We start from the raw sequence: 25,820 nt of genomic DNA on the forward strand, positions 1-25,820 counted from the left end.
GGTGAGATCACTCCGCTGGTTCGACGAGCAGTCGCGAGCGCATCTCAAGGTGGAGTGCGCTACAGAAGAACGCACAGTACATCCAGTAGACGCCCGGCTCGTCGGCTGTGAATGTCACTTCGCGGGTCTCCTGTGGTGCGAGCTTGATGTTGACGTCGTACTCGGGGATGGCAAGCGAGTGCAGGAGGTCGGCCGTCTGCTCGACGTTCGTCACGGTAAACGTCACTTCGTCGCCTTCGGTGACGGTGACGTCCGTGAAGCCGAACTGGTTGCGCTGGGAGTGCATTTTCACGTGCACACGGCCGTTCTCGCGGCTGATGTCGTTGTCCTCGGGCGAGATGAACTCCTCGTCGTAATCCTCGGGATCGTAGACTTTGGCGGGATCGAGTTTCTCCGCGCTGACGATCGAGGCGTCGTGGGGTTCGGCGTAAGAGGGCGTATCCTTGACGAGGGACATTCCTTCCTCGTCGTCCCCGATGTAGATCAGCTGGTCGTTCTCGGGGTGCATCGGCCCGACCGGCAGGAACCGGTCCTTCGAGAGCTTGTTCAGCGAGATCAGCCAGTCCCCCTGCGGATCGGCAGTGTAGGACTCCGCGGCGATCAGGTGACCCGGGTTGTAGTGGACGTCGACCTTCTCGATGACCGGATCCTCGGACTCCTCGCTGGCTTCGACCGCGGCTTCGATGTCCCACTTGACGACCTGCGAGTCGATGAACAGGGTCGTATACGCGTGTCCGCGGCCATCGTAGGCGGTGTGTAGCGGCCCCATCCCGAGTCGCGGACGGCCGACGATCGCGTCGTTTGGATCGTCGGCGTCGGCGAGCGTCTCGATATCGATGACCGACGCCGTCGGGTCGAGTTTCCCGCTGGCGATCGCGTACTTTCCATCGGGCGTGACGCTGACGCCGTGGGGGCTCTTCGACACGTCGAGATAGCGGACGATGGGCCGGTCGCTCTCGTTTAGCGAACTATCGCGGGTTCCGTCGACGACCGGAACGCCACCGATTTCGTCGTAGTCGCCGGCTTCGACGGCTTCCTCGATAGCAGGCACGTCGAAGGCCTTCACCCAATCGGTGTCCGACGAGGACATCTCGCTTTCGGTGGTGGCGTGCTCGCTGTTGTAGCCGGTGGCGAAGAACCAGCGACCCTCCTTGCCGCCGTCGCCGTTGTCCATGTTGCCGTCGACCAGCACCTCCCACTCGACGTTCATCGTCTCCGGGTCGATCGCGGCGATGGTCGAGGTGTAATTCGACGGATCGTCGAGGTCCTGTCCGTCGTTCGGCATCGGGACGCGGAACTCGCCGACGCCGAAGACGTACTTCGTGTCCGGGAGCAGACAGCAGGCTCCGTGTGTCCCCTGCTGGTTCGGAATGTCGACGATCGCGTCCGTCTCGAAGTACTCGAGGTCGATCCGGGCCATTCGGCCGTTGGCCTTGTCGTTGACGAACGCCCAGCGGCCGTCGTAGTCGTTGTCCGTCTGGCTCACGCGCGGGTGGTGGGCGTCACCCCATGTGTACCCACCCGCCTCCTCTAACATCTCACTCGTGCGGTCGTCGTAGCCGTAGCCGCGTGCGCTCTCGGTCTGGAACACTGGAATCCGCATCAGCTGTCGCATCGACGGCAGGCCGTAGACGCGAATCTCGCCAGTGTGGCCACCCGAGAGGAACGCGTAGTAGTCGTCGTGTTCGCCGGGCTCGACGCTCGTCTTGACGTCCTCGAGGGAGACCGAGTCGTCGCCACCGAGCAGTCCCGTACACCCGGCCATCGAGGCCATCGCACCCGTCGCTGCCCCCGCTTTCATGAAGTCCCGTCGGGGAATGCGGGCGAACAGCGGATCGCGCTCTGAACTGTCGTCGTCGGTCGTAGAGTCAGTCGCGCGGTTCGTCTCGAGGGAACTGTCGTCGGAATCGTGGGTCTGGGTCATTGTCCTGTGTGTGCGCTGTCGTTCGTTGCCGTGTTCTTCGGCAACCCGGGTTTCTCGAGATGGCGGTCACCAACCTTCCACCCCGATCGTTACAGTCGATTATTGCGGATACTGCGTAATAGGCGGACTATTTTTTCCTGAGTGTTGAGAAATGAAGAAATATGTTCGTCGAAAGATTTATCTGTGAGTTTTCTCCTAACGTGGCTTACACGACTGATCGGGGAGCGGGCCGTCGTACGCGGTCGGTACGTACGGACAAAGCGGATCCGACTCGAGCGGGTCGCCGGTATACGCGAACGCTCGCGAGCGACTCCCGCCGCAGACGTGTCGATACTCGCACGCGCCACATTTCCCGCGCAGTGCGTCGGGCTCGCGTAGGGATCGGAAGCGTTCCGAATCTCGGTAGATGTCCACGATGCTCTCCTCCCGGACGGAACCGGCGACTGCTGGTAGAAAACCCGACGGATAAACGTCACCGGTGTGGCTGACGAACGCGAAGCCGTTCCCAGCCGTAATTCCCGTGCGTCGTCCGATGCCATCCGGGGGCGATCGCTCTGCCGTCTCGGAGCTGCGGTGACGTTCGATAGCAACGCGTCGGTAGTGTGGTGCCTCCGTCGTCTTGACATCGAACCGAGCTATCTTCGAAACGTCGGCTAGCCACTCCATCACCCGTTCCGCGTGGTCGGGCGAGATCGGATCCAACACCCGACCGCGACCCACCGGAACGAGGAAGAACACGGACCAGAGTACCGCGTCGAGGTCTGCGACGATCTCGCGGATGGCCGGTAGTTCGTCGACGGTTTCGGCACACACTGTCGTGTTAATCTGTAGCGGGAGACCCGCGCGCCGCGTCTCTTCGGCCGCGTGAATGGTCTGCTCGAAGCTGCCCCGCTCTTGGCGAAATTCGTCGTGGGCCGATGCCGACCCGCCGTCGATGCTGAGCGCCATCCGGCGAAGCCCCGCATCGGCGAGCGTTCGAATCCGTTCGCGGGTGAGCGACGTCGTTCCGCTGGGCGTCATCGTCATCCGGAGCCCGATGTCGGTTCCGTACTCGACGAGTTCAACGGTGTCATCGCGTGCGAGGGGATCGCCGCCGGACAAAACGATCAACTGGCCGTCGCCGAAGGCTCGAGCGTCCTCGAGGAGTTGCTTGCCGTCGCTCGTCGACAGTTCGTCCGGATGGCGGTGTGGCTTCGCATCGGCACGGCAGTGCTTGCAGGCTAACTCACACGCTCGAGTGAGTTCCCAGATGAGGACGAACGGCCGCCGAGCTGTCTCGATCGGTTGGTCGTTCATCGTCGCTTTCGAAATGGGCCGCGTTCCGTGCTCACCGTGTCTATCGTCGCGTTTTCAGCCGTAGCGTGAGATACACGCGTCATATCGTCGGATTTGTAACTTATGAAGGAAAACCAACTGCCGAACGTGTTCAGGGTCGCATCACACGCGTGATCATGTCAACGTACTTTGGAGTGGCTCGACGATCCGAGTAGCGACGTCGGTTGGGTGACGGAACCCGGTGATCGGACTCAAGACCGACGTCATCCTCGTCTAGTTTAACGACCAAGTATCACAGAACAATCATTAGAAACTGACCGACCGAGGGTACGAGTAGGAGACGGGCGAGTTCGTCGCGACGGTCGGCTGGCGTCCGTCGGGAACGGACTACTTTTTCGGGAACGTCGCAACGTATTCGTTCTCGCCTCGGTGGTCGACCGCGTAGCCGTCGGCGTCGAACTCGTCGACTTCAGCTTGCATCTCGTAAAACAGCGGCTTCGGCTCGTGATCGTTGATCAGCGTCAGTGTCTCTCCGCGCTCGAGTTCCGCGAACGCGTCGTGGATTTTCGGATGGCGATCCGCCGGTGGAATCTCGCGGACGTCGAGGGTCGTATCTGCCATGTGTCTACGAATCGTCGTCGATGCAACGAGGCTGTTGTTCCGAACATGTTCAATTAAGAGCGATCGACACGTACCACTCGTCGTTTGATACCGGGACGTTTCGTAGGCGAACCCCGCTGCTCGAGAACGAACTCGTTCGAGACAACAGATGGTCTTCTCTTCTCTATTTTCGACACTTTCTCGAAAGTGACCTCGAACTGTACTGTCGATCACGCGAGGACAACCGAACGCGTTCACTACTGCGTCAGGTCCACTCTGGCATGAGTGGTCGACACATTTCAAATTTTTTCGGCGAGGTAATCGAACTGTGCAGCGAGTTCTTTTCGGCGCTGTCGTTTGATAACCGTCGCATCCAAAATCATGCCAACGAGCGCCATCTCGAGTTCGAACGCCGTCGTCGCAGTCAGTTCTGTGTGGTTGCCGTATGTGTCCAGTTCGTACCGTGTCGTCATCTGGTCGAAGATTCCCTCTCGGTGCTCGTAGGCGAGCACCGCATCCGGCTCATCGACGAGTTCTAACTCGAGTGTGATCGTCGCGAGTCCGACACTGTTCTCGAGTTCGAGGACCGATCCCGTTCTGTCGACACGGTCGAACCCGGCCCCATACATGAACGGCTCAACGTCCGTGATGAGCGCCTGGAGTGTGTTCGGATCCGTATTGAACCGCCGCGACATTGAGACCGTTTCCATGGTCAGGTAGGGACGATGTGACGACTTACCGTTGACGGTCCCGAGAGGTCGAGCCAATATGTAGCCAGCATCATCTTCCCTCCCGCTCATACCCGAACATGTTCACCCACACTGATACAGGACACGTCCACGTACCAGTATCCATGCCTAACGCTGAACTCACGATCACGGTTCCCGACCGGGTCTGGATCGGTGAACTCTCACGGAAGTATCCTGATGCGGTGTTCGAAATCCTCACCGCGTTCCCCAAAGATATGGGTGGAGTGGCACTCGCCGAAATCACGCATTCGGACGTCGGCACCGTGCTCCAAACGATGAACGGCTACGACGAGGTTACGAACATCGATCTCCTCCAGCAGACAAGCGACAACGTACTCGTCCAGTTCGAGACATCCTCGCCGCTACTGTTGTTCCCGGTTCGAGAGGCGGGAACTCCACTCGAGTTACCGTTTACAGTCACTGACGGAACGGTTGATTGGGAGATTACGGCGACACGAGAACGGCTCTCTCTGCTTGCCGACCAACTCCGCGAGTTCGGCATTACATTCGACGTCAAGTCTATTACTCACCAAGTCGAAATGACGCAGTTATTGAGTGTCAAACAGACCGAACTGATGGAGCGAGCGATCGAACGCGGGTACTACGACACACCCCGGCGGGTGACGCTGACGGAGCTCGCTGAAGACGTCGATATCGCCAAATCGACGTGTAGCGAGACACTCCACCGAGCTGAGGAGAAGATCATCAAACAGTTCGCGACAGACACAAACGCTATTGAAACGAACGATATGGTATCGCCCACGAAATGAACATTTCACTCGACTCTTGACTTTGCTGCCCACTGCAATGAGGATTGGCCCTGTCATTTAGTGAGCGCGCGTTTCATGCTAAAAAAACATCTGAAGAATAGGATTTCAACAAAGCTATCGTTCCCACTCTATCGAACGTCAACGTGACGAGCGACGAATCGTTCGTACAGGTTCGGACGAACCGTTTTCCTCTCACGCACACTATTTCTCTGTGATGGACGACCTCAAACAGCATGACATCCCGGCGGACGTCAACACGAACGAGTGGGCACTCCGAGTTACTGGGGCCGTCGAGCAGCCACTGCGTCTCACCAGACGCGACCTCACCTCGCTCTCGCTCGAGGAGTTCACTGGCGAGTTCGCCTGTGCAGAGGGCTGGGTTGCGGACGAGCTCTCGTGGCGCGGTGTCCGCGTCGGAACGATACTGGACCACGCCAGTCCCACGCCCGAGGGAGATTTCGCGCTCGTCCGAGCGATGGACGGTGACTACGCATGTTCGTTTCCTCGAGAGCGTCTTGCCGAGTCGATCCTCGCGCTCGAACTCGACGGCGACGCCCTTTCACCCGAACACGGAGGTCCAGTTCGGCTGGTACCAACGGCCACTGACCGCAATTGTTGGGAAAGTATCAAATGGGTCGCCGAAATAGAGCTCACAGAATCACGGCCAACGGCTGCAGATACCGCCAAAGAACTCGCACTTTCTCGAATCGAGTGAGACACGTTTGAGAAGGTGGTGTGGTACGTTTGGCCAGCTGCAGGGCCGCAAACCGCGCAGCCGCGACCACACTACTTGATTTCCAGCGGGCGGTCACAGTCGGGACATTCGTCGTCGACGATCGTCACCTGAGCATCACACTCCGGGCAGTACTCTCTGTAGCAGGTTCGTTCTCCCATACCACACTGGTACAGCGCTGTCCCTAAAAAGCTCGTGCCAAAGGGGATCGGTAGCGCTCGTTGCGGTTCGTGATCTATGTCGACGATTTCGACCGCTCGAGAGAAGCCGATGAGCATACACACTCTCGAGCAGTGGCCTCGGCGTCCGGAAGCCCGCCGAATATCCGGAACCGACAGTCACAGTACGGCTGCCCCCAATATTGAGACCATGACCGAGGCGCGATACGATGGGCTTCTTCTCGATCACGACGGCGTGATCGTCACGCTCTGTTCGCAGCAGGTATTGCGAGCCGCCACAACCGATGCGTTCGTCGACGCGGGGGTTTCGAACCCGACTCCCGACGACGTCGACACGATCATGATCCGAGTCCGGGACGACGATCTGTGTGCCGTTGCGGATCGGTACAGGGTGGATCCCGACCAACTCTGGCAGTATCGTGAACAGCGAACCGAGCAGGCGTTGCGGAGGGAAACCAGAGCTGGACGAAAAGCGCCGTACGAGGACGTCGCGTGTCTCGAGCACGTCGAGGTGCCGACCGGGATCGTGAGCAACAATCAGGCCCGGATCGTCGAGTTCGTCCTCCAAGCACACGGGCTGCAAGAGTACGTCGAGACGATCCGTGCCAGAGAGCCGACCCGCGAGAGCCTTCGCGAAAAGAAGCCCGAACCAAGGTATCTTGAGGCCGCTGCGGCCGATTTGGACTGTTCGAACCCGCTGTACGTCGGCGACAGCGAGAGCGACGTCGTCGCTGGCCAGCGGGCAGGCTTCGATACCGTCTTACTCCGTCGAGAACACAACGCCACTCGAAAACTCGAGGTAGAGCCCACCGTCGAAGTCGAGAGCCTGCAAGCCGTCCTGGAACTGTTGTAGGGATAGAAATTAGGGGGGGCTTTCTGGCACAAAACGAAGAGAATCGGCGGAGCAACCACCGGATGGGCTAGTGTACGTACACGTCGATTCCAAACGCGAGACCGGCGACCTCGAGGCGATCCGCGAGCGTGTCGCCGAGCTGCGGGCCACTGCCAACAGTCCGTGAGTTCAGTAGCGAATCGCCGCGTCGAAAATGCCCGCCGTCTGGCCGAATCCGACGAGCGCGAGTCCACCGATTGCGGCTGTCTGGAGAGGCCAAAAGAGGCTGACTGCGTAGAGGGCCACGCCGAATAGACATCCCGCTGTACCGGTCGCATAGATCCAGCGCCCGTCGCTAACTCGACGCCCGGTGTCGACGAAGCCGACCGCTGGCAGCAGCATCCAGCCGAAGAGGGCGACGGCCACGAGCGCTGAATTGTTCGGCTCGAACCAGAGGCCGACGACCCCACAGAGTGTGACAACCGAGCCGACGGCGATGAGCTGCCACCACGTTCGCAGGACGCCCTCGCGCATGTCGGCGTAGCCAGTCGTCGCGAAGCCGATCAGCAGGACGGCCATCACGACGTGGGCGATAAACAGCGTGTGCTCGGTTACGACCTCGAGGTGGGCAGCCGTTACGAACACCCATGCTAGCGGCACCAGCACCGGCGGGCCGAACTCTCGAGCGCGTCTGAACATACCGGAGTCTACTGTCTGCCGACACAAATGCGTACACCACGTTCGGTCGTCGTTAGTCCTCGAGCACTGTTATCGGCGGTCCAAGGTCTCGTAGCGTGCCTCGAGATCGATCATCGGTTCGGGGTAGTCGATGCCCAACCGGACGCCGTGGTCGGTTCGATCGGTTTCGCTCAGTGTCCAAGGCCGATGGACGAACTCCGGTGGCAGCTCCTCGAGTTCGGGAAGCCAAGTAGTCACGTACTCGCCGCCGTTGTCGTAGTACTTGCCTTGTGAGAGGACATCGAAGTAGTTGTCACGGGAGTCGTTTCCCACGCCGGCGTGGTAGGCCCAGTTCCCCCAGTTGGAGGCGACGTCGTAGTCGACGAGGCGTTCCTCGAAGTACGCTGCGCCCCAGCGCCAGTCGATCCGAAGTGCGTCGGCGAGAAACGAGGCGACGTTCTGGCGACCGCGGTTGGACATGTATCCCGTCCGGTTCAACTCCCGCATATTCGCGTCGACGAACGGAATGCCCGTCTCGCCGCTCGCCCACCGTTCGAATGCGTTTCTGTCGTGATGCCACGCTTTCTCGATGTCCCGGATCACGTTCGGGTGGAAAAACTGTGCGCCGTGTTTGTGAAACTGGAACTGAAAGAAATCACGCCACAGGAGTTCGAAGACGAGCCAGTAGGTGTCCTCGTTCGTCCTCGTAGCGACTGACTTCGGCGTGGATCCACCGCGGCGAGAGACACCCCGCCGCCAGCCACGGTGAGAACTTCGAGGAGTAGTTCTCTCCGAGCATCCCGTTCCGCGTCGTTTTGTACTCCCTGAGGTGATCTCCTTCCCAGAAGTACTCCTCGAGGCGGCGTTTGCCGGCCGATTCGCCGCCCTCGAAGGCCAGTACTACACGGTCATCGTCGGGCGGTGTCTCGAGTCCCAGCTCCGACAGTGTCGGCACGTCGCCAGCGGATAGGTCGGGGGTCGAAACCGCCGTCGGCGGCGCAACGGGCTCTCGAACCGGACACTCACGTTCGACCGCCTTGCGCCACGGCGTGAACGTATCGTTCATTCGTTCGTGCGACGTCGGGAGGTCCGAGACGTGATACAGCGTGTGCGTCCACCGGCGTTCGAATGCGATCTCGTCGGGAAGCGCCTCTCGAACGGCGTTTTCGACCTCGAGTTCCTCCGTCGCCGGTTTCGTCTGTGCGTACACGGCGTCGGCGCCGACGCGCCCGGCGATATCGGGAACGACCGCCTCCGGACGGCCCTGTCTGACGAACAGTTCTCCACCTCGCTCTCGAAGCGTCGCCCGCAACTCGAGCAGTGATTCGCGGCGGAATCTGGCGCGATGAGTGCCGAGCTTTTCGGTCCCATAGCGTGTCTCGCCGCGCTCGCGCGAATCGACGACGTAGATCGGAACGATTTCGTCTGCCGTGGTGACCGCGTCCGCGAGCGTCGGATTGTCCGTCACTCGGAGATCATTTCGAAACCAGACGATGGCGACTTCCATGTTCTTCGGAAGAGGAGCTGTAACAAGTACCGATAGCCGAACATTGATATCGGACTCAATCGGGCACTGTCTAGTTCTGAACCTCCTCAATTGGTGTCTTTCCATCAAGAGTTTGGTGCGGTCTCTGACGTTTGTAATAATGCAGATACTGCTCAAGTCACTCGCGGACGCTCGACGGACTGCCCACCCACGAGTTATGGGAGCGGTCTATCCGCACTTTGAGGGTGTGAAATCACTTTTTGATCAGGTTTCGCTCGGTGCAGTTGACCTGGTCGATCAATCCTAATCGAAAGAGGACAGTCCGATATCCGAATTAATTGATGAGAAAGGCACTGTCTAGTTCAGCACCTCGTCGGCTGGCGTTCGTCCGTCGAGCGATTGGTGCGGTCTCTGATAGTTGTAGTAATGCACGAACTGTTCAATCCACTCGCGTGCGCTCGCCCGACTGCCAACCCATGAGTTATGAAAACGGTCACCCCTCATTTTGAGGGTATGAAACCGCTTTCGATGAGGTTTCGGTCGGTGTAGTTCACTCGACCGTTCAATCCTAATCGAGCAATGGCAGTCCGAGAGCCGAATTGATCAACGAGAAACTCAGCGTCCGCGAGATCGTGTTTCTCACGAAGTCCATGCAGAAATGCAGCCGCCGGATCGGTACCGTGCCGACCGAACAACGCGACATCGAAGATCAGCTTTGACTCGATGTCTATTGTGGCATACACCCAAGACCATTCTCCGTTCTTGACAGCGGTTTCGTCAACAGCGACCCGCTTCGGCTTCGCCTCAGGCGGGTCGCGTCCACTGTCAGACAGCCGATGTACCCAGTTCCAAACCGACCCGTGAGAGCGTTCAACGCCTAATTCAGCGAGAATCGTTGTTGTCTCTCGAAGCGAACAGCCGGTCTGATGGAGGCGGACGGCGAACGCCCTGACTGGCATCGCCGTCCGCTCGTTCTCCCAAAATTCTTCTAAATCCGCGTCGTAGCTCTCGCTGAGCAGGTTTACAAGCATCTTTGGACAAGAATCTCACTGACCTGCTCGCTCCTCAAACTGACTCAGCTAGACAGTGCCCATCCAGCTATACTCTAGAGCTACAATTTATATCTATACTCTATAACTATGTCTATAAGTAGTATGTCATTTGGAATAATATTTTGGCTATTGACCTATCTAATTATTGAACCGAGGGGAACGAGCGAGAAGGTGTAGATGTCAAGCTCGATTCGGAACTCGATGGGGACGAGTTGAGCTGTTCTCGGGGCTTGTCCCCGAGATACTTCATTGAATGAAGACGAACAATCTCTCGAGGAGACAGTGGAGACCCTCGAGACCGAGTTATCTGATGAGGTGCGTGATGCCGTCCGACCAGTTCTTAAATACAGACGTGGGGAACGGGCAGACATTGAGTTGGACAATGCGGTACGCCACTATGGCCTTACAGGCAGGGCAGTCCCACGGGCTGACCGCTAAGACTGCCGAAGAAGCAATTACGACGTGGTAATGATGGGTGGCAGACACAGACACGATTGGTTCAGTAACAGGGGCCGTAGCCGGTGCTCGGTTCGGGCGTGACGTGGTACCGGATCGGTGGGTGGAAACGCTGTCAGAACGAGCAGCACTCGAGGCACTTGCGGCTGAAATTTTCGAACGCGAGTACACAACCTTGAGCGGCGAGTGGTTTAACTAACTCAACGGTCATTACGGTACAATGAGTACACGAGCGAGTGCTCCTGACGACGCATTTTGGGAGGATGTCGACGACGACGTAGCGCTCCACCGGTATCGGACACTCGTCAGCACGATCGACGATGGGGTGTATCAGCTTGATTCAGACGGACACTTCGTTGCGGTCAACGACATGATCGTCGAAACGACAGGCTATTCTCGCGAGAAACTCCTCGGCGAGCACGTCTCACTCGTTCTCACTGATGACGATGTTGAACGCATCGAATCTGAAATCGTGAACCAGATCGAAACAGAAGATGAGGATATCGCTACCTTTGAATTCGGTGTCCAAACTGCCGATGGAGAGACGATTCCCTGTGAACTACGGATCAACCTGCTGATCGAGGAAGGAGCGTTTCAGGGGACGATCGGCGTCGCACGAAATCTCTCCGAGAAAAAGCAGCGGCTGGCAACCCTCGAGTCAGCACAGGCGTCGTACGACTCGATCACAAGCGTTCTCGACGAAGCAGATATCGGTGTCTTCGTGCTCGATGATGCGTTCGAGATTGCGTGGGCCAACGAGACGATCGGACAGTATTTCGGCCTCGATCGAGACGGGCTCATCGGCTGTGACAAACAACAGGTCGTACACGAGAGTATAACCGATACAGTCGACGATTCAAACCGATTTGCAGAGACAGTCTTGGCAACGTACGACGACAACAGTTACATCGAAGAGTTCGAATGCCACGTCACGGCAGGCACTGACCGTGCGGAACGCTGGCTCGAGCACCGGAGCAAACCGATCGAATCGGGGCAGTATGCGGGCGGTCGAGTCGAACTCTACTACGATATCACAGATCGGAAGCAATCAGAAGATGCTCTCCGAGCGACTGAACAGCGGTTTGAGTCGCTGGTCGACGCCGTCGAGGAGTACGCAATCTTGCGGCTTGACTCGGACGGTCACGTCATCAGTTGGAACGAAGGTGCGAAGCAAATCAAGGGCTACAACACTGACGAGATACTCGACGAGCACATCTCGACGTTCTACACCGAAGCGGATCGAGCGGAAAACGTTCCCGAGCAAAACCTCGAACGGGCAACCGAAATCGGATCCGTCGAAGACGAAGGGTGGCGTGTCAGAAAGGATGGCTCCCAGTTCTGGGCAAATGTGACGATTACAACGGTTTGGGACGAGGACGGAACCCACTGCGGATTCCTGAAGGTCACCCGCGACATGACCGATCAATACGAGCGCGAACGGGAACTCGAGAGCGAACTCCAGCAGGTGTTCGGTCGGATCTCCGACGCGTTCTACGCAGTCGACGAAGACTTTTGCTTCACACACGTCAACGGGCGTGCCGAGGAGATTCTGCAGCACTCTCGAGAAGAACTGCTCGGCGAGAATATCTGGGAGGCGTTCCCGGATGCCCGCAACACACACGGCTACGAGGCGTTCCACCGTGCACTCGAGACACAGAAAGCAGTGTCCTACGAGGAAACGTTTCCCTCCCTCGGTGGATGGTTTGAAGTCCGCGTGTATCCCTCCGAAACCGGGCTTTCGGTGTACTTCCGTGACGTCACCGAACGGAAAGAGCGCGAGCAGGCGATCCGAGAGTCGGAGCGTCGCTACCGAACACTCGCGGAGAATTTCCCGAACGGGCTCGTCACCTTGTTCGACGAGGAACTTCAGTACACGCTCGCCGAGGGTCGAGCGTTCGACTATCTTCCCCACTCGAGAGACGACATTGAAGGCCATCACCTTCACGAGGTGTGGGCCGATGACGTGGTTGAGGTGATCGAACCCGTGTTCCAGGCCGCACTTGAAGGCGAGAAGCAGTCGGTTGAGGGCACGTCCGAGGGGCGCGAGTGGATTCTCCACGTCGTGCCACTTGCGGATCGGGATGGCGAGATCCACGGGGGAATGACGATGGCTCTGGACATCACCGAACGCAAGGAACGCGAGCGAGAACTGCTGAAGTACGAGACGATCGTCGAGACCGTTAACGACGGCATCTACACGGTCGACGAAGACGGTCGCTTCACGATGGTCAACGATGCGTACTGCGAACTGACTGGATACTCCCGAGCGGAATTGCTTGGATCCCATGTCTCACTGGTTGTTGACGACGAAACCGTCGAGCGAGCGAAAGAGCTGGAAGCTGAGATTGCAGCGGAGAACATCGATAAACCAATGGCGGAAACGATGATACAGACGGCAGATGGCGATCGCGTTCCCTCTGAGGCGACCTTCTCGATGTTATCCGGCGACGGGCACGAACGAATCGGCGTTGCCCGTGATATCACCGAACGGAAGGAGCGCGAACGCGCGCTCGAGGAGAGCGAACGTCGCTATCGAACGCTCGTCGAACACTTTCCAAACGGCGCAGTTGGGCTCTATAACAAGAACTTGACTTATACCGTCGCAGGTGGCAAGATGCTGAATGAACTTGGGATCCCATCCGATGAGATCGCTGGCACCTCAATCTATGAGCGATATCCTGACGATTTAATCGAAGAGATCAAACCGCACTTTCGCGCCGTTTTCGATGGCGAATCGAAGACGTTCGAAGTGGAGTACCACAATCGACATCTGATAGCACACACACTCCCCGTTCGAAACGCGGACGACGAGATCTACGCTGGGATGTTGATGATACAGGACATCACCGAACGCAAGGAGTACCGCCGACTGCTCGAGGAATCGAACAAACGACTCGAACAGTTCGCATATGCCGCCAGCCATGATCTCCAAGAGCCCCTGCGGATGGTCACGAGCTACCTCCAGTTGATCGACAATCGATACGGAGATGCACTCGACGAGGACGGTGAAGAATTCCTCGAGTTCGCTGTCGATGGGGCTGAGCGAATGCGCGACATGATCGATGGACTGCTCGAATATTCACGGGTCGAAACGCGCGGTGATCCGTTCGAAGCAGTCGACTTGAACGACATCCTCGAAGACGTTCGCAAGGATATGCAGGTGCAAATCAAGGAGAGCAACGCCGAGATCGAAATTGACGAGCTCCCATGTGTGGAAGGGGATGCCAGCCAGTTACGCCAAGTCTTCCAGAACCTGCTCAGTAATGCAGTCGAGTATAGCGGCAGCCAGCCACCACGAGTCGACATTTCTGCTGAACGCGATGGCACAAACTGGATCGTTTCAGTTCAGGACGAGGGGATCGGGATTGACGCTGACGAGCAAGAGCTTATCTTCGAGGTGTTCCAGCGACTGCATACGCACGAGGAGCATCCGGGAACTGGTATTGGACTCGCACTGTGCCGCCGAATTGTCGAACGCCACGGCGGCGAGATCTGGGTTGAGTCCAAACCTGGTGACGGTGCGACGTTCTCGTTTACGTTGCCGGCAGCGAGTGATTGCGATACGTGATTACGCAATCCGTGTCAACCAGAGCAGATACTGCCAAATTTTCCATATTTGATATGATTTTAGCCTAAGCCACTTACGCCTCAATCCCGAACAATTTGGCTATGGATAGTCGCCCCACGAGCCCCCCTGAAGCGAAAATATTACTCGTCGAAGACAACCCAGGAGACGTGCGTCTTATCAAAGGAGTCTTCCGCGATGGCCAGATTAACAACCACCTGTACACCGTCACTGATGGTCAAGAAGCACTCGATTTCATTCATCGAGAAGGCGATCATAAGGATGCACCTCGTCCAGACATTATTTTATTGGACCTAAACTTACCGCGCGTAGATGGTGAAGACCTTCTTCACAAAATCAAACATCACCCAGAATTGGAACAGGTTCCTGTTATCATTCTGTCCGGGCTAGACGAAGACCTCATCGAATCACGCGATCTTGATCACGATACAGACGAGGATGCAGTCATCGAAAAGCCGATTGACCCTGGCGAGTTTGTTGAAGTGATTTGTACGTTCGATAACTTCCGATTGTCTGTTGTCCGTACCAGAGACAGTACGTGACTGAGCGAATCTCCGATTCGCGATGTCGTTGGCGCATTGCGCCGACTGCTCGAGGGATCGAAGACGCCTCGCTGTCCGCGAAACCGAAGGGCTCGCTTGATGGCGAGACGCCTATGACATCTCAAACCGCATGCCCTCGAGGCGGTTTACACATCTCCAATCGCGCGGTTCCAGACCGGTTCGATGGGGGCCTCGAGTCGCTGGCGTTCCTCGGCAGTCAGGGTGACGTCGAGTGAATCCACGTTATCTTCGAGGTGCTCAATGGTACGTGGGCCTATGATGGGTGAGTCGACGAGGTCCTTGTGCAGCAACCATGCGAGCGACACCTGTGCAGCAGTCGCGTCTTTCTCGTCGGCGAGTTTCCGGACAGTCTCGAGCACGGCCCAGTTGTCTTCAGTGAACCGTTTTTGCATGAAGTCGTCCGTCGCAGCACGGCCCTCGTCAGGATCTTTTCCCTGTTCGTACTTGTCTGCGAGGAAGCCGCCTGCGAGAGGTGACCACGGGATGACACCGATATCTTGGTCCTCACATAGCGGAAGGACATTCGCCTCCTCGTGACGGTCGACGAGGTTGTACTCACATTGCATCGAGATGAACCGTTCGTAGTTGTTGACGTCCGCTGTGTGGAGCGCTTTCATGAACTTCCAAGCAGGCATCGAACTCGCGCCGACGTATCTCACTATGCCCTCGTCGATCAGAGAGTCGAGTGCCGAGAGCGTCTCCTCGATGGGCGTGTTATCGTCCCAGCGATGAATCTGGTAGAGGTCGATGTAGTCGGTATCGAGTCGGTCGAGACTCGCCTGTGCCTGATCGAGGATATGCTTCCGAGAGAGCCCCTGTCCGTTGGGGCCGTCACGCATTGGAAAGTAGACCTTTGTCGCGACGACGAATTCCTCGCGGTCGCGTTCGGCTAGGGCTTTCCCCAAAATCTCCTCGCTCTCACCTTTTGAGTAGGCGTTGGCCGTATCGACGAAATTGATCCCGAGGTCGAGCGCTCGGTCGATGACTTCGAGAGCGTCGTCGTGATCGTGAACCATCCAGGGCTGCTCACTGCCGAAGTTCATACACCCCAGACAGAGTCTGGAAACTTCGAGTCCCGAATTCCCTAGATGCGTGTATTCCATACAGCTTGTTTTCACTCTATACTTAGTTAAAAACGCTGGCCGTAGAGCAACCAAGTGGTCGGAGATGAGACACTATTCCGTCACCGCCAGCTCTTCTTCTCACAGCGCTGAAATCCGACCTTCGACCTCGTAAAGGATGGGCTCCAGAATATCACGATGGTCGGCCAGCTATTGCCATTTTCACGTACGATCGGTAGTGCGAGCTCATATCCGCGTCTTCAAGCGCATTTTCCTAGAATATGAGTACTTATTCTTACTATCAATTCATTATCTGAAATGATAGCTCTGGTTTTTCTCTGTCGACTGCATCCGGTTTGCTATGAGCTTATACGGCGAATTTTCTGTCCCGACTGATGCGTTCGCTCTCCACTACACACTGGAGCAGATACAAGAGATCACTATTGAGACAGAGCGAGTCGTTGCTACCGAGGTGGGACTCACGAACTATTTCTGGGTTTCTGGGTGCAATCTTGACGAATTTGAAACTGTGAGTGAGAAGGATCCATCCATCCAGAATTTGCGTCGCTTAGACGAATTCGACCGCGCTACACTCTTTCGAGCGGAATGGACAGAGCAGGTAGACGCCATCATCTTCGCTTATCTTGAAATTGGGGCCACAATCCTCGAAGCCACTGGAAGTCACGACGAATGGCACTTCTGTATGCGCTTCGATACGCATGATCGTCTTGACCAGTTTCAAGATCATTGTGATGATCAAGGGATCTCGTTCAGACTGACAAAACTCCATGAAATTACGCAGCCACACACAGGAAGCCAGTTTGGCTTAACCGAAAAACAGTCCGAAGCGTTAGTGACTGCATGGAAGATGGACTATTTTACCACCGCAAACGTGACCCTCGCTGATGTAGCCAGCGAACTCGGTATCACTCCGCAATCGCTCTCGGAACGGCTACAACGGGGGTATCAATCATTGATAGCAAACACCATCGTCGTCACTCCTCCATCAGATTAAGAATTTTACGAAATCCACCACATGACTTTCCAACGTTCGAATGGGGTATATAAACCCCTTCTATGTCAGGAGGGGGACTCAAGATCATTAACCCACTATCAGTTGTCTAATGAGTGAGGACGTGGGTAACTTTGACACAGCCCTTGAGTTGTGTTGTGACCAGCACCGTCGTATCGTCCTCGCTATCATCATTAAAGAACAACGGCCACTGTCTCTAAATGACCTATCAAAATCCATTGTGCGCCACAATCACCACCTCACGATCACAGAGGTGCCTGCCGAGGAAGTGACGCAGATCTATCTCTCACTTTATCACATCCACATTCCAAAACTGGTGGCAAACGGGGTTTTGGAGTATGATCGAGAACGACAATTGGTGCAACCAACTGAACGGCTTGAGCAGTTAGAGCCGTACCTTGCGACAATTATCGACGCAGACCCCGGTCTGAACATACTCGTTAACAAGTAATCTCGCGAATGCAGGGCTCAAGATCACCCTGGTTCGACGTAGTTATCGGTCTGGCGCAGATCAACCGAGAACGTCCCGTCGTCGGTAAGGGTTTACTCGAGCTTGTCGTATCGGAAGACGTCCCAGTTGCCCCGTTTCGGATCGTACTGGACTGGAGTTTCCGTGCGCATTTCGCAGTACCAGTCGAACGACTCGAGTCACGCTGATTGCGACTCGAGTTCCTCGGAGAACGCCTGCAAACCTTGTGGGATAGCGCTGTTCATATTTGTCCCTCCTCCACTCGGGTGCAAAACGTTCGGGGGAGAATCGACGAGCGACGTCCGTCTATCGGGGACTCGAACGCACTCCGAGCCGGTGATCTCGCTCATACCGAGAACGCAGAGTCGGTTACTCCATATCGGGTTTGACGAGGATTTTGACGTGGTCGCTCTCGGGATCGATGAGTCGGTCGAACCCATTGGCGACGATCTCATCGAGGCCGATTCGGCCAGTGATGAACGGCTCTGGGTCAAGGCGACCGTCGGCGAGCATGTCGATCACCATTCCGTACTCTTCGTCGGAGCGCGGGCCGCCGAGGTAGGCAAGCGTCCCGGTCACGGTTCGTTCACCGAGGACAAGGTTATTCGGATGCGTACTCACTTCCTCCTCCCAGATGCTCACGATGGTTGTACGGCCATCCGGCGCCGTGCTCTCAACGGCCGCGTTGAACGAGGGTTCGACGCCTGCGACCTCGAACGTGATGTCGGCGCCACCGTCTGTGTGCGAGTGGATGTACTCGACGGGGTCAGTTGTCGACGGATCGATGAGTTCCGCTGCCCCACAGTCAGCTGCGCGTTCACGCCTGGCGTCGCGCGGTTCGGAGACGAAAATCGTTCCCGCACCGGCCACGCGAGCACACTGGATTACCGCTAGACCGATGGGGCCACTCCCGAACACTGCGACGGCGTCGCCGGCCTGGAGTCCGGAGCGGCGTACCGCGTGCAGTCCCACGCTCAGTGGCTCAACCAGCGCGCCGTGTTCTACGGGGACGTCTTCTCCAAGTGGAACAGCGTGTTCTGCGTCAACAACTGCGCTCTCGGCGAATCCACCACTTCCGCCGGAGAGTCCAATGAATCCGATCGAATCACAGATGTGGTAGTTCCCCTCCCGGCACTGCCGACACTCCCCGCAGTAGAGGATGGGGTTGACGGCGACGGCGTCACCGACAGCTAGATCCGTCACGGACTCGCCGATTTCCGCGATGGTGCCGCTGTACTCGTGACCCATTCTGATCGGTGCTGTCTCCCCCGAGACGGGATGGGGGTCGCCTTCTGGAACGAAAATCGGCCCGGCGGTGTATTCGTGGAGATCTGAACCACAAATGCCACAGGAATCGATGTCAATTCGGACCTCGCCCGCTTCGACTGCTCCCTCTTCTACCTCCTCGACACGGATGTCCTTTTGGCCGTGGTACGTTGCTGCCTGCATGGTGGTCTATAATTATCTTCAATTATAGTTAAACCCTATTCTCTCTGGTTGATAGCTCGTCATTTTCGTGCTTGTATACTGATGAATTGGTGGGATAGTCCTTATTCCAACATGACATGATTCAGACAGTGATGGGTAGTCCCAAATACTCTAACATGGCTTATAATTAAACAAGAAAGCATTTACCGATCCTCTATTTTTCAGCGAATATGGATCGAAGACAGTTGATCGCAGCAATCGGTAGTGTGTATGGGACTGCGACTATTGCGGGCTGTATTGATGGTGATGAGACCAGTGACCAGGATATTGAGGATGGTAGTGATACTGAAAACAGTACTTCTAATTCAGATGAAAGCTCGAGTTCAAACAGTGAAGAGCAAGCGAATAGCGAAGGAAAAGAAGAAGAAGAAGAAGAAGAAAGTTGCCGGACTGAAGTAAAATCTCAGAGTGAGTCTCTAGTTGATCGATCTCGGGAACTCGATGGTAACAGTGATTGGACGGAAGAATATCGGTGTGAAACGGGTGATACTGTTCATTTCGATATCTCCACCTCAGTTGGACAAGATGTAGCAGTTGAGATTGATTCGCCAGAGGGACACACTGTATACAGCGAAACCGGCCTCTCGCTTACCACAACACACCGATTCAATAGCAGTGGTGAGGGTAAGGTCCGAATTGAAAATCTTGGTGAGCGAACCGAACCAGAAACGAAAAATGAATGGGATGATCGTGTAGAGGTGGATGCAGGTAGTCAATTAGATCCGTGGTTCGAAATTGAAGAGGGAGACCACATAGATTACTACATCCGAATGGTTGACGATGCTCGTCCGAATCTGCGTATTGAGGATTCCTCTGGAACTGTTCAGAAAGAACATTCTGTCTCAAAGGTTATTGACGGGGAATTCACTGCGCCAGAGGATGACCGATACTACTTTTTCATGGAGAACACAGCAATGGTTACATCTGGAACTTGGGACTTCACTTTCCAATACGTAGAAGAAGTCCCGATCTCAACGACTGTTGAACTTGCTATTGAACGAGAATACGAGGAAGAAGTCGAAATCTGTGACTGAGTGAACTACCCTCCCGCTCACCTGACAGCTTGCGTTTGAGAGTGAGACTTCCCGCTTCAATGACACGCTTTGCAGATACGGACGTATCTAGATTTTAAAGCCCTTGATCACCTGCAGCAGCGTGGTTCCGAGTCTCAGCCACAAGATTACGGACTGATTGGCGAATATTCGGTCTCGAGTGCACACCCGTTCGGTAGTTACTCCTTCAGGACGGTCAGTCTGCTCCCTGTGGATATATCCACTTGCATTCGCTACAGCGTTCGACGTTATCGACATGGCGAGTCGATGCATTACAAACCGGACAGGTCTGGTCATTTCCCATCACGTCCCTCGTTTCACACGATCGATTCTAATAACCGGACCCGACCATAGAAGAGAGCGATCTTGATATCCGCCCCTCTCTGAAGGGTGAAGATTTCTGACCGAGTTTGGGACTCAATCCAGCAGTGCGGTGCCGGGGAAACCTCGTCGTCGGGCTCCGCCCGACTGCCTGAGAGATCTTCGATTCCTCACCGTTCACGGCGAGAAGGTGATCACATCCACAGATAAAGCAGGACGAGTGCCTCCGGGGCTTGTCCCCGAGGTACTTCACATCTCGAGTGGGCCAGTTGTCCCGACGTAATATTCACCTCCTCTCTATAGAGCACAGTTGTTCATCGTCAATAGAACGGAGAGAAAAGACCACAGACCAGTGACTGTGGAACGACGTGGGGATTGAAGCCCGTTCTAGTCGTCCTGAGTGGTGATGTCCGCGGACAGGCCCTGTGCCATCTCGATATCCTTGGAGTTGTTGAGCGTGAATGCCGTTCGCTCAGTAACAGCCTCAATTACTTCACGGGCGCTTGGGTAGCCGTTGCCAGACTTTTTGACGCCGCCGAACGGAAGGTGGACTTCTGCGCCGATACATGGCAGGTTCGCGTAGGCGAGACCGATCTCGGCCTCGTCACGGAACTCGTGGATCTTTCGGTAGTCCTCGGAGATGATCGCACCGGCAAGCCCGTAGTTCGTGTCGTTGTGGATCTCGAGTGCGCGGTCCATGTCTCCGTCATACTCAATGAGCGCGACGTGCGGGCCGAAACACTCCTCTTGAAGACAGCGGAGATCGGAGTCGTACTCGACTTCGTAGACGAACGGGCCGACCCAGTTTCCATTTTCGTGTCCCTCGGGAATTTCGTCGGCCTCGAGTTCCGCGCGGTCGAGGAGCACCTCAGCACCTTCCTCGCGTGCGAGTTCGTTGTGGCGGTGGATCTTCTCGACGTGTTCGGCCTCGATCGCCGGCCCCATGAACGTGCTTTCTTTGAGCGGGTCGCCGACGGCGACGTTCTTGGCCACCTCCAAGAATCGTTCTTTGAACTCGTCGTAGATGTCCGTGTGGACGATCAGCCGTTCGCTCGAGACACACCGTTGGCCGGTTGTCTTGAAACTCGACATCACAGCGGAGTGGACGGCGACGTCGAGGTCGGCATCATCGGCGACAATTATGCCGTTCTTCCCACCCATCTCACAGGCTGCGAGCTTGCCGGGTTCGCTGCCGACCTTGCCAGCAATCTCGTGACCGACCTCTGCGGAGCCGGTAAAGAGGACAGTATCGACCCGTTCGTCGTCGGTGATCGCCGCGCCGGCGTCGCCGTAGCCCTGTACCATGTTGAACACGCCGTTGGGGATGCCGGCATCTTCGAACATCTCGGCGATGATCTGGCCACACCACGGCGTCTGCTCTGCGGGTTTCCAGACGACTGTGTTCCCCTCAACCAGTGCGATTGCCATGTGCCAGAAGGGGATGGCAACGGGGAAGTTCCACGGTGTAATACAGCCGACAACACCGCGGGGTTTCCGGCGCATGTAGGCGTCTTTCGAGGCGATCTCACTCGGAATCACGTCACCGTGGGGATGGCGGGCATTGGCGGCGGCCCACTCGACCATGTGGTAGGCCTCGATCACATCAGCACGTCCCTCACTGATTTCTTTTCCACACTCTTTGGTAACGATTTCACCGAGTTCGTCGGTCCGCTCGCGCAGTTCGTGATAGATGTCCCAGAGGTACTCCGCGCGGTCGATGTACGAAAGTGAACGCCAGTCCTCGAATGCGTCCTCAGCTGCCTCGAGCGCCCGGTCGACGTCTGTTTCCGTACTACGTCGGAACGTTTTGAGCGTCTCTCCGGTTGCTGGATTCTCACTGACGAACGTCTCCGACCCTTTTCCGTCGGTCCATTCGCCGCCGATGTAATGCTTGTATACCTGCGAGTCGACTGTCTGACTCATATCCGATTTCTCGCAGGTGGGTGAATAGTATTCCCTCCCTCCCATGGTCTCCCTCCCATGGTAGGGTAAACTATTTATACATCATATCCGCACTCCGTACACATGGCACAGGCAGAACACCAATCTTCTCAAAACGCATTATTAACGCTCAAAATTTGGCATCCGGACTGTTGGACCCTAGAAGTGACAGAGGCAGTGTCCGCAAACCTGCTCGCACACACAGTGTACAATGCGGCAGACGGGCGTGTCAAGGGTCATTTTACGGCCTACGGTGACTCGACTGAGGAACTCGATCGACTCGTCGAAGAAGCCACCAACTCCCGATTGACCCATTCGGTTGCTGAGATGCAACACCGATATGGCTTCGAACACCCTCACGTCGCTTCGGGTAGCGTAACCCGCGAATTGCTCGTCGAATACGACCCGAACGACACGGTCAGCGATGCGCTCGCCTCTTACGGATTTATTCAGGAGGGGCCCGTCCAGATCCGTGATGGGACCGAATACTGGTCCGTGTTTGTCGATAACGACGATCGGGGTCAGCTTCACGAGCGTCTCGAAGCCGTGCGGGAAATGCGAGATGCCGAAGTTTCCGTTACCAAGATCACTTCTCACAGCACCTCCAGTAGTAATGTACTCAGCAGGGTCGAGAACCTCTCGAAGCGTCAGCGTGAAATTTTCGAACTTGCCTGCGAACACGACTACTACGCCTGGCCCCGGGGAATCACCACCCGTGAGCTGGCTGACGAGGCGGATATCTCGAAGACGACCCTCCTCGAGCATCTCCGAAAAGCGGAAGCCAAACTCCTCGATCCTGCGATCAACGAATTTACCCAATCTCTCTGACCACTATCTGATCCGTTACAGTCTCCATTTCACTAGTTTCGATACCCACAACATTGAATGGATGTGATATCTGGACGTCTTTTATTTGTCTTGAAAACATCATAAAACACGACTTCGTTCTGGAACGGATGAGTAAGTTCCCTCAATAATACGTTCACAAGCCATTTATTACGCCAAAGTCGCTGAGAAATATTTGGTAGGTTCCAGTACTATAAGCGAGTGATCTAACTGAGAAACAGCGATGATTCCACCAATAGCTAATAAGTTCGTCGCGGGTGAGTCACCGTCTCTTGCGCTCGACCACGCGACTCGAAATCACACATACGGTGTCGGTACGATTCTCAATCTACTCGGAGAGCACTACGACAATCCGAAAGAGGCAGCCGCAGATACCGAAGCCTACTGTTTGCTGATCGACGATATCGCGTCGCTGGAAATCGATGCTTGTGTCTCGGTCAAACCCTCGCAGATCGGTCTGGATATCTCCGCCGAGGTGTTCGAAACCAACCTTCATCAAATCGTCGAGCAGGCGGCCGAACGAGACGTGTTCGTCTGGATCGATATGGAGGACTACACGACGACGGACGTGACGCTGGATGCATACGAGGAACTCGCTTTGAAATATGATGGCGGAGTCGGCGTCTGTTTGCAGGCAAATCTCAAACGAACTCGGGAGGATCTCGACCGACTCGCCGACCTACCGGGTAAGATTCGTCTCGTGAAAGGGGCCTACGACGAACCGAAATCGGTCTCGTACAAGGACAAAACTCGAGTCGACGAAGAGTACCGGGCGTTGCTCGAGGCTGCCTTCAAGCACCGCGACGGCGGTGTCGCCGTCGGCAGTCACGACCCCGAGATGATCGAGTATGCCCGCCAACTCCACGAGGAGTACGGGACGCCGTACGAGATTCAGATGCTCATGGGTGTCCGGAAGGATGCCCAGCGGAACCTCGCGGCTGAAGACGTTACCGTCTACCAGTATGCCCCCTACGGATCACGCTGGCTCCTGTACTTTTACCGCCGTCTCCGTGAACGCAAGGAAAACCTGTTCTTTGCCGCCCGTGCAGTTGTTCAGTGAATATCGAATGCTGCCGCGATAGGAGGGCGATTCTGTATAGTCAAATCATCCTGTTCGCACTCTTCTTGCTGAGCGAGGTTCCGACTTGACTCACCGTCGGCGGTTTCGTCGCCCCTCTCGGAATCGCGTTCACGTTCCGAGAATGAGGGGGAAAAGCCACAGGCCAGACAGCCGTGCATGAGACCGAATAGCTCATGCCCGATATTTTCGGACGGATTTTGTTAGAATGTTTTCGTTGGTGGTGTGATTATAAGAACGAAATGAATCGCTCAACGCAATGACTGCGCCGGCAACAGAGCATAACCGTCAACACTGGTCTCTCGACGGCATGTACGAGGGACTGGCAAAGAAGACGCTTGACGTGTGGGTCAAGGTGAGCCACGAAGTCGATTTCCGAAACCTGACATGGCGCAATACGGCCTACGCCGTTGCGCTTTCCTGTATCATCAAGGCAAAACAGACGCGTGATCTCTGGCCATGAGGTCACCGCACGCGAACAGAAAAACCCCCTCTACGAAGTCCCGACAGCTTGTTTCGACCATGCTCAATCACTATACAATGAGAATAGTATCAGATATCGAAATACAAGGTGGATCTCCCCCATGAGCTATTCTCGTGTCAAGAATAGATATCAGACCGTTGCCTTCTTTGTCGTCTTAGCGGCCCTATGGGGTGGCACGTATCCCGCAGTAAAGATTGGTCTTAATGATTTTCCGCCTATATTTTATGCCGCGTTACGGCTTGACCTTGCTGCGATTGTACTGCTTCTATATGTCTCTCGCTCATTCGATTATTGGTGGCCACGCGATAGACGCGACTGGTTAGCAGTTTTTTCTGGGGGGATATTCACCCTTGGCGGACACAGTGTCCTACAGAACATTGGCCAACAAACAGTTCCGAGTGCAATCGCTGCAATCCTCGGAGGGTTGATTCCAGTATTAACAATTGGCTTTGCTAAGATTTTTCTTCCTCAAGACGACTTCGGCATACCCGAGTTGCTCGGTATCAGCCTCGGATTTGCTGGGATCGTGGTAGTTACCCAACCAGACCCAGCGAACCTTCTTGTAGCGAACACCATTGGACAAGTAATTTTAGTGCTCTCCGCAGCCGCATTCGCGCTCGGAGGCGTCCTTATTCAGTGGGCAAACGCTGAGATGCCGCTTTCTCCTCGGACTGCGTGGGCAATGATCATTGGTGCTGTCCTTACCCACGTCGCCAGCTTTGCAAGCCCGACTGAATCTCTCCGATTCGTTCAGCTGTCTCTGGGGGGACTCCTTGCACTCCTCTATCTTGGCATATTCGTGAGCGCGATTGGATATCTCATGTACTTCCACCTCCTTCCTCAACTCGGGTCAGTCGAACTCAATCTTGTTACATACGGAGCGGCGATGTTTGGGACAGTATTCAGTTGGATACTTTTCGCAGAACAAGTTACTTCGCTTACCATCGTTGGATTCTGTCTCATTCTTCTTGGCTTTGTTTTACTCAAACGAAAGGAGTTCTACAGGATATAGAAAGCGAATGCCTTAGGGCTTGACTCAAGCAGTACACGGGAAAAAGGTCGTGAGTGCGACCGATAATCGCGCTTGCGTGGTCTCTCCTTCAAGGTGAGGTACTTCGAGGACAAGCCTCGAGGCACTCGCCTTATTTGTCTGTAGAAATACAT

The 25,820-nt window shown here is 55.9% G+C and carries 20 protein-coding genes and 3 pseudogenes; 12 read left to right on the forward strand and 11 right to left on the reverse strand.

The features are described 5' to 3' along the window. Positions 1-7 precede the first annotated feature (7 nt). The 4 genes from nosZ to GCU68_RS19530 all read right to left on the reverse strand — a co-directional run bounded on the left by nosZ (position 8) and on the right by GCU68_RS19530 (position 4,509). A complete protein-coding gene (gene nosZ, locus GCU68_RS19515) occupies positions 8-1,924 on the reverse strand; it encodes a TAT-dependent nitrous-oxide reductase (RefSeq protein WP_152944304.1) in 1,917 nt (638 codons plus the stop codon). A 195-nt stretch (positions 1,925-2,119) separates the two neighbouring features. Then, positions 2,120-3,220 carry a TIGR04053 family radical SAM/SPASM domain-containing protein gene (locus GCU68_RS19520; protein WP_152944305.1) on the reverse strand — a complete coding sequence of 367 codons (1,101 nt, stop codon included), beginning with the start codon at positions 3,218-3,220 and terminating at the stop codon, positions 2,120-2,122. A 366-nt stretch (positions 3,221-3,586) separates the two neighbouring features. Continuing rightward, positions 3,587-3,820 carry a DUF2249 domain-containing protein gene (locus GCU68_RS19525; RefSeq protein WP_152944306.1) on the reverse strand — a complete coding sequence of 78 codons (234 nt, stop codon included), beginning with the start codon at positions 3,818-3,820 and terminating at the stop codon, positions 3,587-3,589. A gap of 278 nt (positions 3,821-4,098) precedes the next feature. After that, positions 4,099-4,509 (reverse strand): SRPBCC family protein, encoded by a 411-nt coding sequence (locus GCU68_RS19530; protein ID WP_152944307.1) that lies wholly within the window; start codon positions 4,507-4,509, stop codon positions 4,099-4,101. A 143-nt stretch (positions 4,510-4,652) separates the two neighbouring features. Here GCU68_RS19530 and GCU68_RS19535 point away from each other — a divergent pair, with 143 nt between their 5' ends. From GCU68_RS19535 to GCU68_RS19545, 3 genes are all read left to right on the forward strand, one after another. Further along, positions 4,653-5,318 (forward strand): helix-turn-helix domain-containing protein, encoded by a 666-nt coding sequence (locus tag GCU68_RS19535; protein ID WP_152944308.1) that lies wholly within the window; start codon positions 4,653-4,655, stop codon positions 5,316-5,318. A 214-nt stretch (positions 5,319-5,532) separates the two neighbouring features. Next, entirely contained in the window at positions 5,533-6,033 is a 501-nt protein-coding gene (locus tag GCU68_RS19540; RefSeq protein ID WP_152944309.1) for a molybdopterin-dependent oxidoreductase, read from the forward strand. Positions 6,034-6,420: 387 nt separating this feature from the next. Then, positions 6,421-7,083: an HAD family hydrolase gene (locus GCU68_RS19545; protein WP_161991532.1), complete on the forward strand. Its 663-nt coding sequence runs from the start codon at positions 6,421-6,423 to the stop codon at positions 7,081-7,083. A 168-nt stretch (positions 7,084-7,251) separates the two neighbouring features. Here the strand turns inward: GCU68_RS19545 and GCU68_RS19550 are convergent, their stop codons facing one another. From GCU68_RS19550 to GCU68_RS19560, 4 genes and pseudogenes are all read right to left on the reverse strand, one after another. Further along, on the reverse strand, positions 7,252-7,761 hold the full coding sequence (locus tag GCU68_RS19550) for a hypothetical protein (RefSeq protein ID WP_152944311.1): 510 nt from the start codon (positions 7,759-7,761) through the stop codon (positions 7,252-7,254). A gap of 69 nt (positions 7,762-7,830) precedes the next feature. Then, a pseudogene (locus tag GCU68_RS19555) lies at positions 7,831-9,247 on the reverse strand (DASH family cryptochrome). Between the two features lie 70 nt (positions 9,248-9,317). Beyond that, positions 9,318-9,560, reverse strand: a pseudogene (locus GCU68_RS22140) (integrase core domain-containing protein); the annotation flags it as partial. A 23-nt stretch (positions 9,561-9,583) separates the two neighbouring features. Beyond that, positions 9,584-10,257, reverse strand: a pseudogene (locus GCU68_RS19560) (IS6 family transposase). Positions 10,258-10,954: 697 nt separating this feature from the next. Here GCU68_RS19560 and GCU68_RS19565 point away from each other — a divergent pair. After that, positions 10,955-14,302: a PAS domain-containing sensor histidine kinase gene (locus tag GCU68_RS19565; RefSeq protein ID WP_152944312.1), complete on the forward strand. Its 3,348-nt coding sequence runs from the start codon at positions 10,955-10,957 to the stop codon at positions 14,300-14,302. Positions 14,303-14,403: 101 nt separating this feature from the next. Next, entirely contained in the window at positions 14,404-14,862 is a 459-nt protein-coding gene (locus GCU68_RS19570) for a response regulator (protein ID WP_152944313.1), read from the forward strand. Positions 14,863-15,008: 146 nt separating this feature from the next. Here the strand turns inward: GCU68_RS19570 and GCU68_RS19575 are convergent, their stop codons facing one another. Next, positions 15,009-15,986, reverse strand: coding sequence for an aldo/keto reductase (locus tag GCU68_RS19575; RefSeq protein WP_152944314.1), 978 nt, complete (start codon positions 15,984-15,986; stop codon positions 15,009-15,011). Positions 15,987-16,305: 319 nt separating this feature from the next. Here GCU68_RS19575 and GCU68_RS19580 point away from each other — a divergent pair, with 319 nt between their 5' ends. Both GCU68_RS19580 and GCU68_RS19585 read left to right on the forward strand, forming a co-directional pair. Further along, on the forward strand, positions 16,306-16,959 hold the full coding sequence (locus tag GCU68_RS19580; protein ID WP_152944315.1) for a helix-turn-helix domain-containing protein: 654 nt from the start codon (positions 16,306-16,308) through the stop codon (positions 16,957-16,959). 109 nt (positions 16,960-17,068) lie between these two features. Continuing rightward, on the forward strand, positions 17,069-17,428 hold the full coding sequence (locus GCU68_RS19585; RefSeq protein ID WP_152944316.1) for a DUF7344 domain-containing protein: 360 nt from the start codon (positions 17,069-17,071) through the stop codon (positions 17,426-17,428). Positions 17,429-17,815: 387 nt separating this feature from the next. Here GCU68_RS19585 and GCU68_RS19590 read toward each other — a convergent pair whose 3' ends face one another. Further along, the gene (locus GCU68_RS19590; RefSeq protein ID WP_152944317.1) at positions 17,816-18,895 is read right to left on the reverse strand and encodes a 2,3-butanediol dehydrogenase; all 1,080 of its coding nucleotides are present in this window, start codon (positions 18,893-18,895) and stop codon (positions 17,816-17,818) included. A 209-nt stretch (positions 18,896-19,104) separates the two neighbouring features. Here GCU68_RS19590 and GCU68_RS19595 point away from each other — a divergent pair, with 209 nt between their 5' ends. Next, complete coding sequence (locus GCU68_RS19595; RefSeq protein ID WP_152944318.1) at positions 19,105-19,968, forward strand: hypothetical protein; 864 nt, start codon at positions 19,105-19,107, stop codon at positions 19,966-19,968. Positions 19,969-20,694: 726 nt separating this feature from the next. On the opposite strand, the gene GCU68_RS19600 is transcribed toward GCU68_RS19595, so the two are convergent. Continuing rightward, positions 20,695-22,230, reverse strand: coding sequence for an aldehyde dehydrogenase family protein (locus tag GCU68_RS19600; protein ID WP_152944319.1), 1,536 nt, complete (start codon positions 22,228-22,230; stop codon positions 20,695-20,697). Between the two features lie 102 nt (positions 22,231-22,332). On the opposite strand from GCU68_RS19600, the gene GCU68_RS19605 reads away from it, so the two are divergent. The 4 genes from GCU68_RS19605 (at position 22,333) to GCU68_RS19620 (ending at position 25,668) form a co-directional block, all read left to right on the forward strand. Further along, the gene (locus tag GCU68_RS19605) at positions 22,333-23,076 is read left to right on the forward strand and encodes a helix-turn-helix domain-containing protein (protein ID WP_152944320.1); all 744 of its coding nucleotides are present in this window, start codon (positions 22,333-22,335) and stop codon (positions 23,074-23,076) included. A 241-nt stretch (positions 23,077-23,317) separates the two neighbouring features. Next, positions 23,318-24,154 carry a proline dehydrogenase family protein gene (locus tag GCU68_RS19610; protein WP_152944321.1) on the forward strand — a complete coding sequence of 279 codons (837 nt, stop codon included), beginning with the start codon at positions 23,318-23,320 and terminating at the stop codon, positions 24,152-24,154. Positions 24,155-24,431: 277 nt separating this feature from the next. Further along, a complete protein-coding gene (locus tag GCU68_RS19615; RefSeq protein ID WP_152944322.1) occupies positions 24,432-24,635 on the forward strand; it encodes a hypothetical protein in 204 nt (67 codons plus the stop codon). A 121-nt stretch (positions 24,636-24,756) separates the two neighbouring features. Further along, a complete protein-coding gene (locus GCU68_RS19620; RefSeq protein WP_152944323.1) occupies positions 24,757-25,668 on the forward strand; it encodes a DMT family transporter in 912 nt (303 codons plus the stop codon). The last annotated feature ends 152 nt before the right edge of the window (positions 25,669-25,820 follow it).

Source organism: Natronorubrum aibiense (assembly GCF_009392895.1).
GTDB classification, from domain to species: domain Archaea; phylum Halobacteriota; class Halobacteria; order Halobacteriales; family Natrialbaceae; genus Natronorubrum; species Natronorubrum aibiense.

Coding starts and splice junctions, on each gene's coding strand:
- GCU68_RS19585 (WP_152944316.1), top strand. CDS start 17,069: ATGAGTGAGGACGTGGGTAACTTTGACACAGCCCTTGAGTTGTGTTGT.
- GCU68_RS19565 (WP_152944312.1), top strand. CDS start 10,955: ATGAGTACACGAGCGAGTGCTCCTGACGACGCATTTTGGGAGGATGTC.
- GCU68_RS19550 (WP_152944311.1), bottom strand. CDS start 7,761: ATGTTCAGACGCGCTCGAGAGTTCGGCCCGCCGGTGCTGGTGCCGCTA.
- GCU68_RS19540 (WP_152944309.1), top strand. CDS start 5,533: ATGGACGACCTCAAACAGCATGACATCCCGGCGGACGTCAACACGAAC.
- nosZ (WP_152944304.1), bottom strand. CDS start 1,924: ATGACCCAGACCCACGATTCCGACGACAGTTCCCTCGAGACGAACCGC.
- GCU68_RS19590 (WP_152944317.1), bottom strand. CDS start 18,895: ATGCAGGCAGCAACGTACCACGGCCAAAAGGACATCCGTGTCGAGGAG.
- GCU68_RS19620 (WP_152944323.1), top strand. CDS start 24,757: ATGAGCTATTCTCGTGTCAAGAATAGATATCAGACCGTTGCCTTCTTT.
- GCU68_RS19525 (WP_152944306.1), bottom strand. CDS start 3,820: ATGGCAGATACGACCCTCGACGTCCGCGAGATTCCACCGGCGGATCGC.
- GCU68_RS19605 (WP_152944320.1), top strand. CDS start 22,333: ATGGCACAGGCAGAACACCAATCTTCTCAAAACGCATTATTAACGCTC.
- GCU68_RS19520 (WP_152944305.1), bottom strand. CDS start 3,220: ATGAACGACCAACCGATCGAGACAGCTCGGCGGCCGTTCGTCCTCATC.
- GCU68_RS19615 (WP_152944322.1), top strand. CDS start 24,432: ATGACTGCGCCGGCAACAGAGCATAACCGTCAACACTGGTCTCTCGAC.
- GCU68_RS19535 (WP_152944308.1), top strand. CDS start 4,653: ATGCCTAACGCTGAACTCACGATCACGGTTCCCGACCGGGTCTGGATC.
- GCU68_RS19570 (WP_152944313.1), top strand. CDS start 14,404: ATGGATAGTCGCCCCACGAGCCCCCCTGAAGCGAAAATATTACTCGTC.
- GCU68_RS19595 (WP_152944318.1), top strand. CDS start 19,105: ATGGATCGAAGACAGTTGATCGCAGCAATCGGTAGTGTGTATGGGACT.
- GCU68_RS19580 (WP_152944315.1), top strand. CDS start 16,306: ATGAGCTTATACGGCGAATTTTCTGTCCCGACTGATGCGTTCGCTCTC.
- GCU68_RS19575 (WP_152944314.1), bottom strand. CDS start 15,986: ATGGAATACACGCATCTAGGGAATTCGGGACTCGAAGTTTCCAGACTC.
- GCU68_RS19530 (WP_152944307.1), bottom strand. CDS start 4,509: ATGGAAACGGTCTCAATGTCGCGGCGGTTCAATACGGATCCGAACACA.
- GCU68_RS19545 (WP_161991532.1), top strand. CDS start 6,421: ATGACCGAGGCGCGATACGATGGGCTTCTTCTCGATCACGACGGCGTG.
- GCU68_RS19610 (WP_152944321.1), top strand. CDS start 23,318: ATGATTCCACCAATAGCTAATAAGTTCGTCGCGGGTGAGTCACCGTCT.
- GCU68_RS19600 (WP_152944319.1), bottom strand. CDS start 22,230: ATGAGTCAGACAGTCGACTCGCAGGTATACAAGCATTACATCGGCGGC.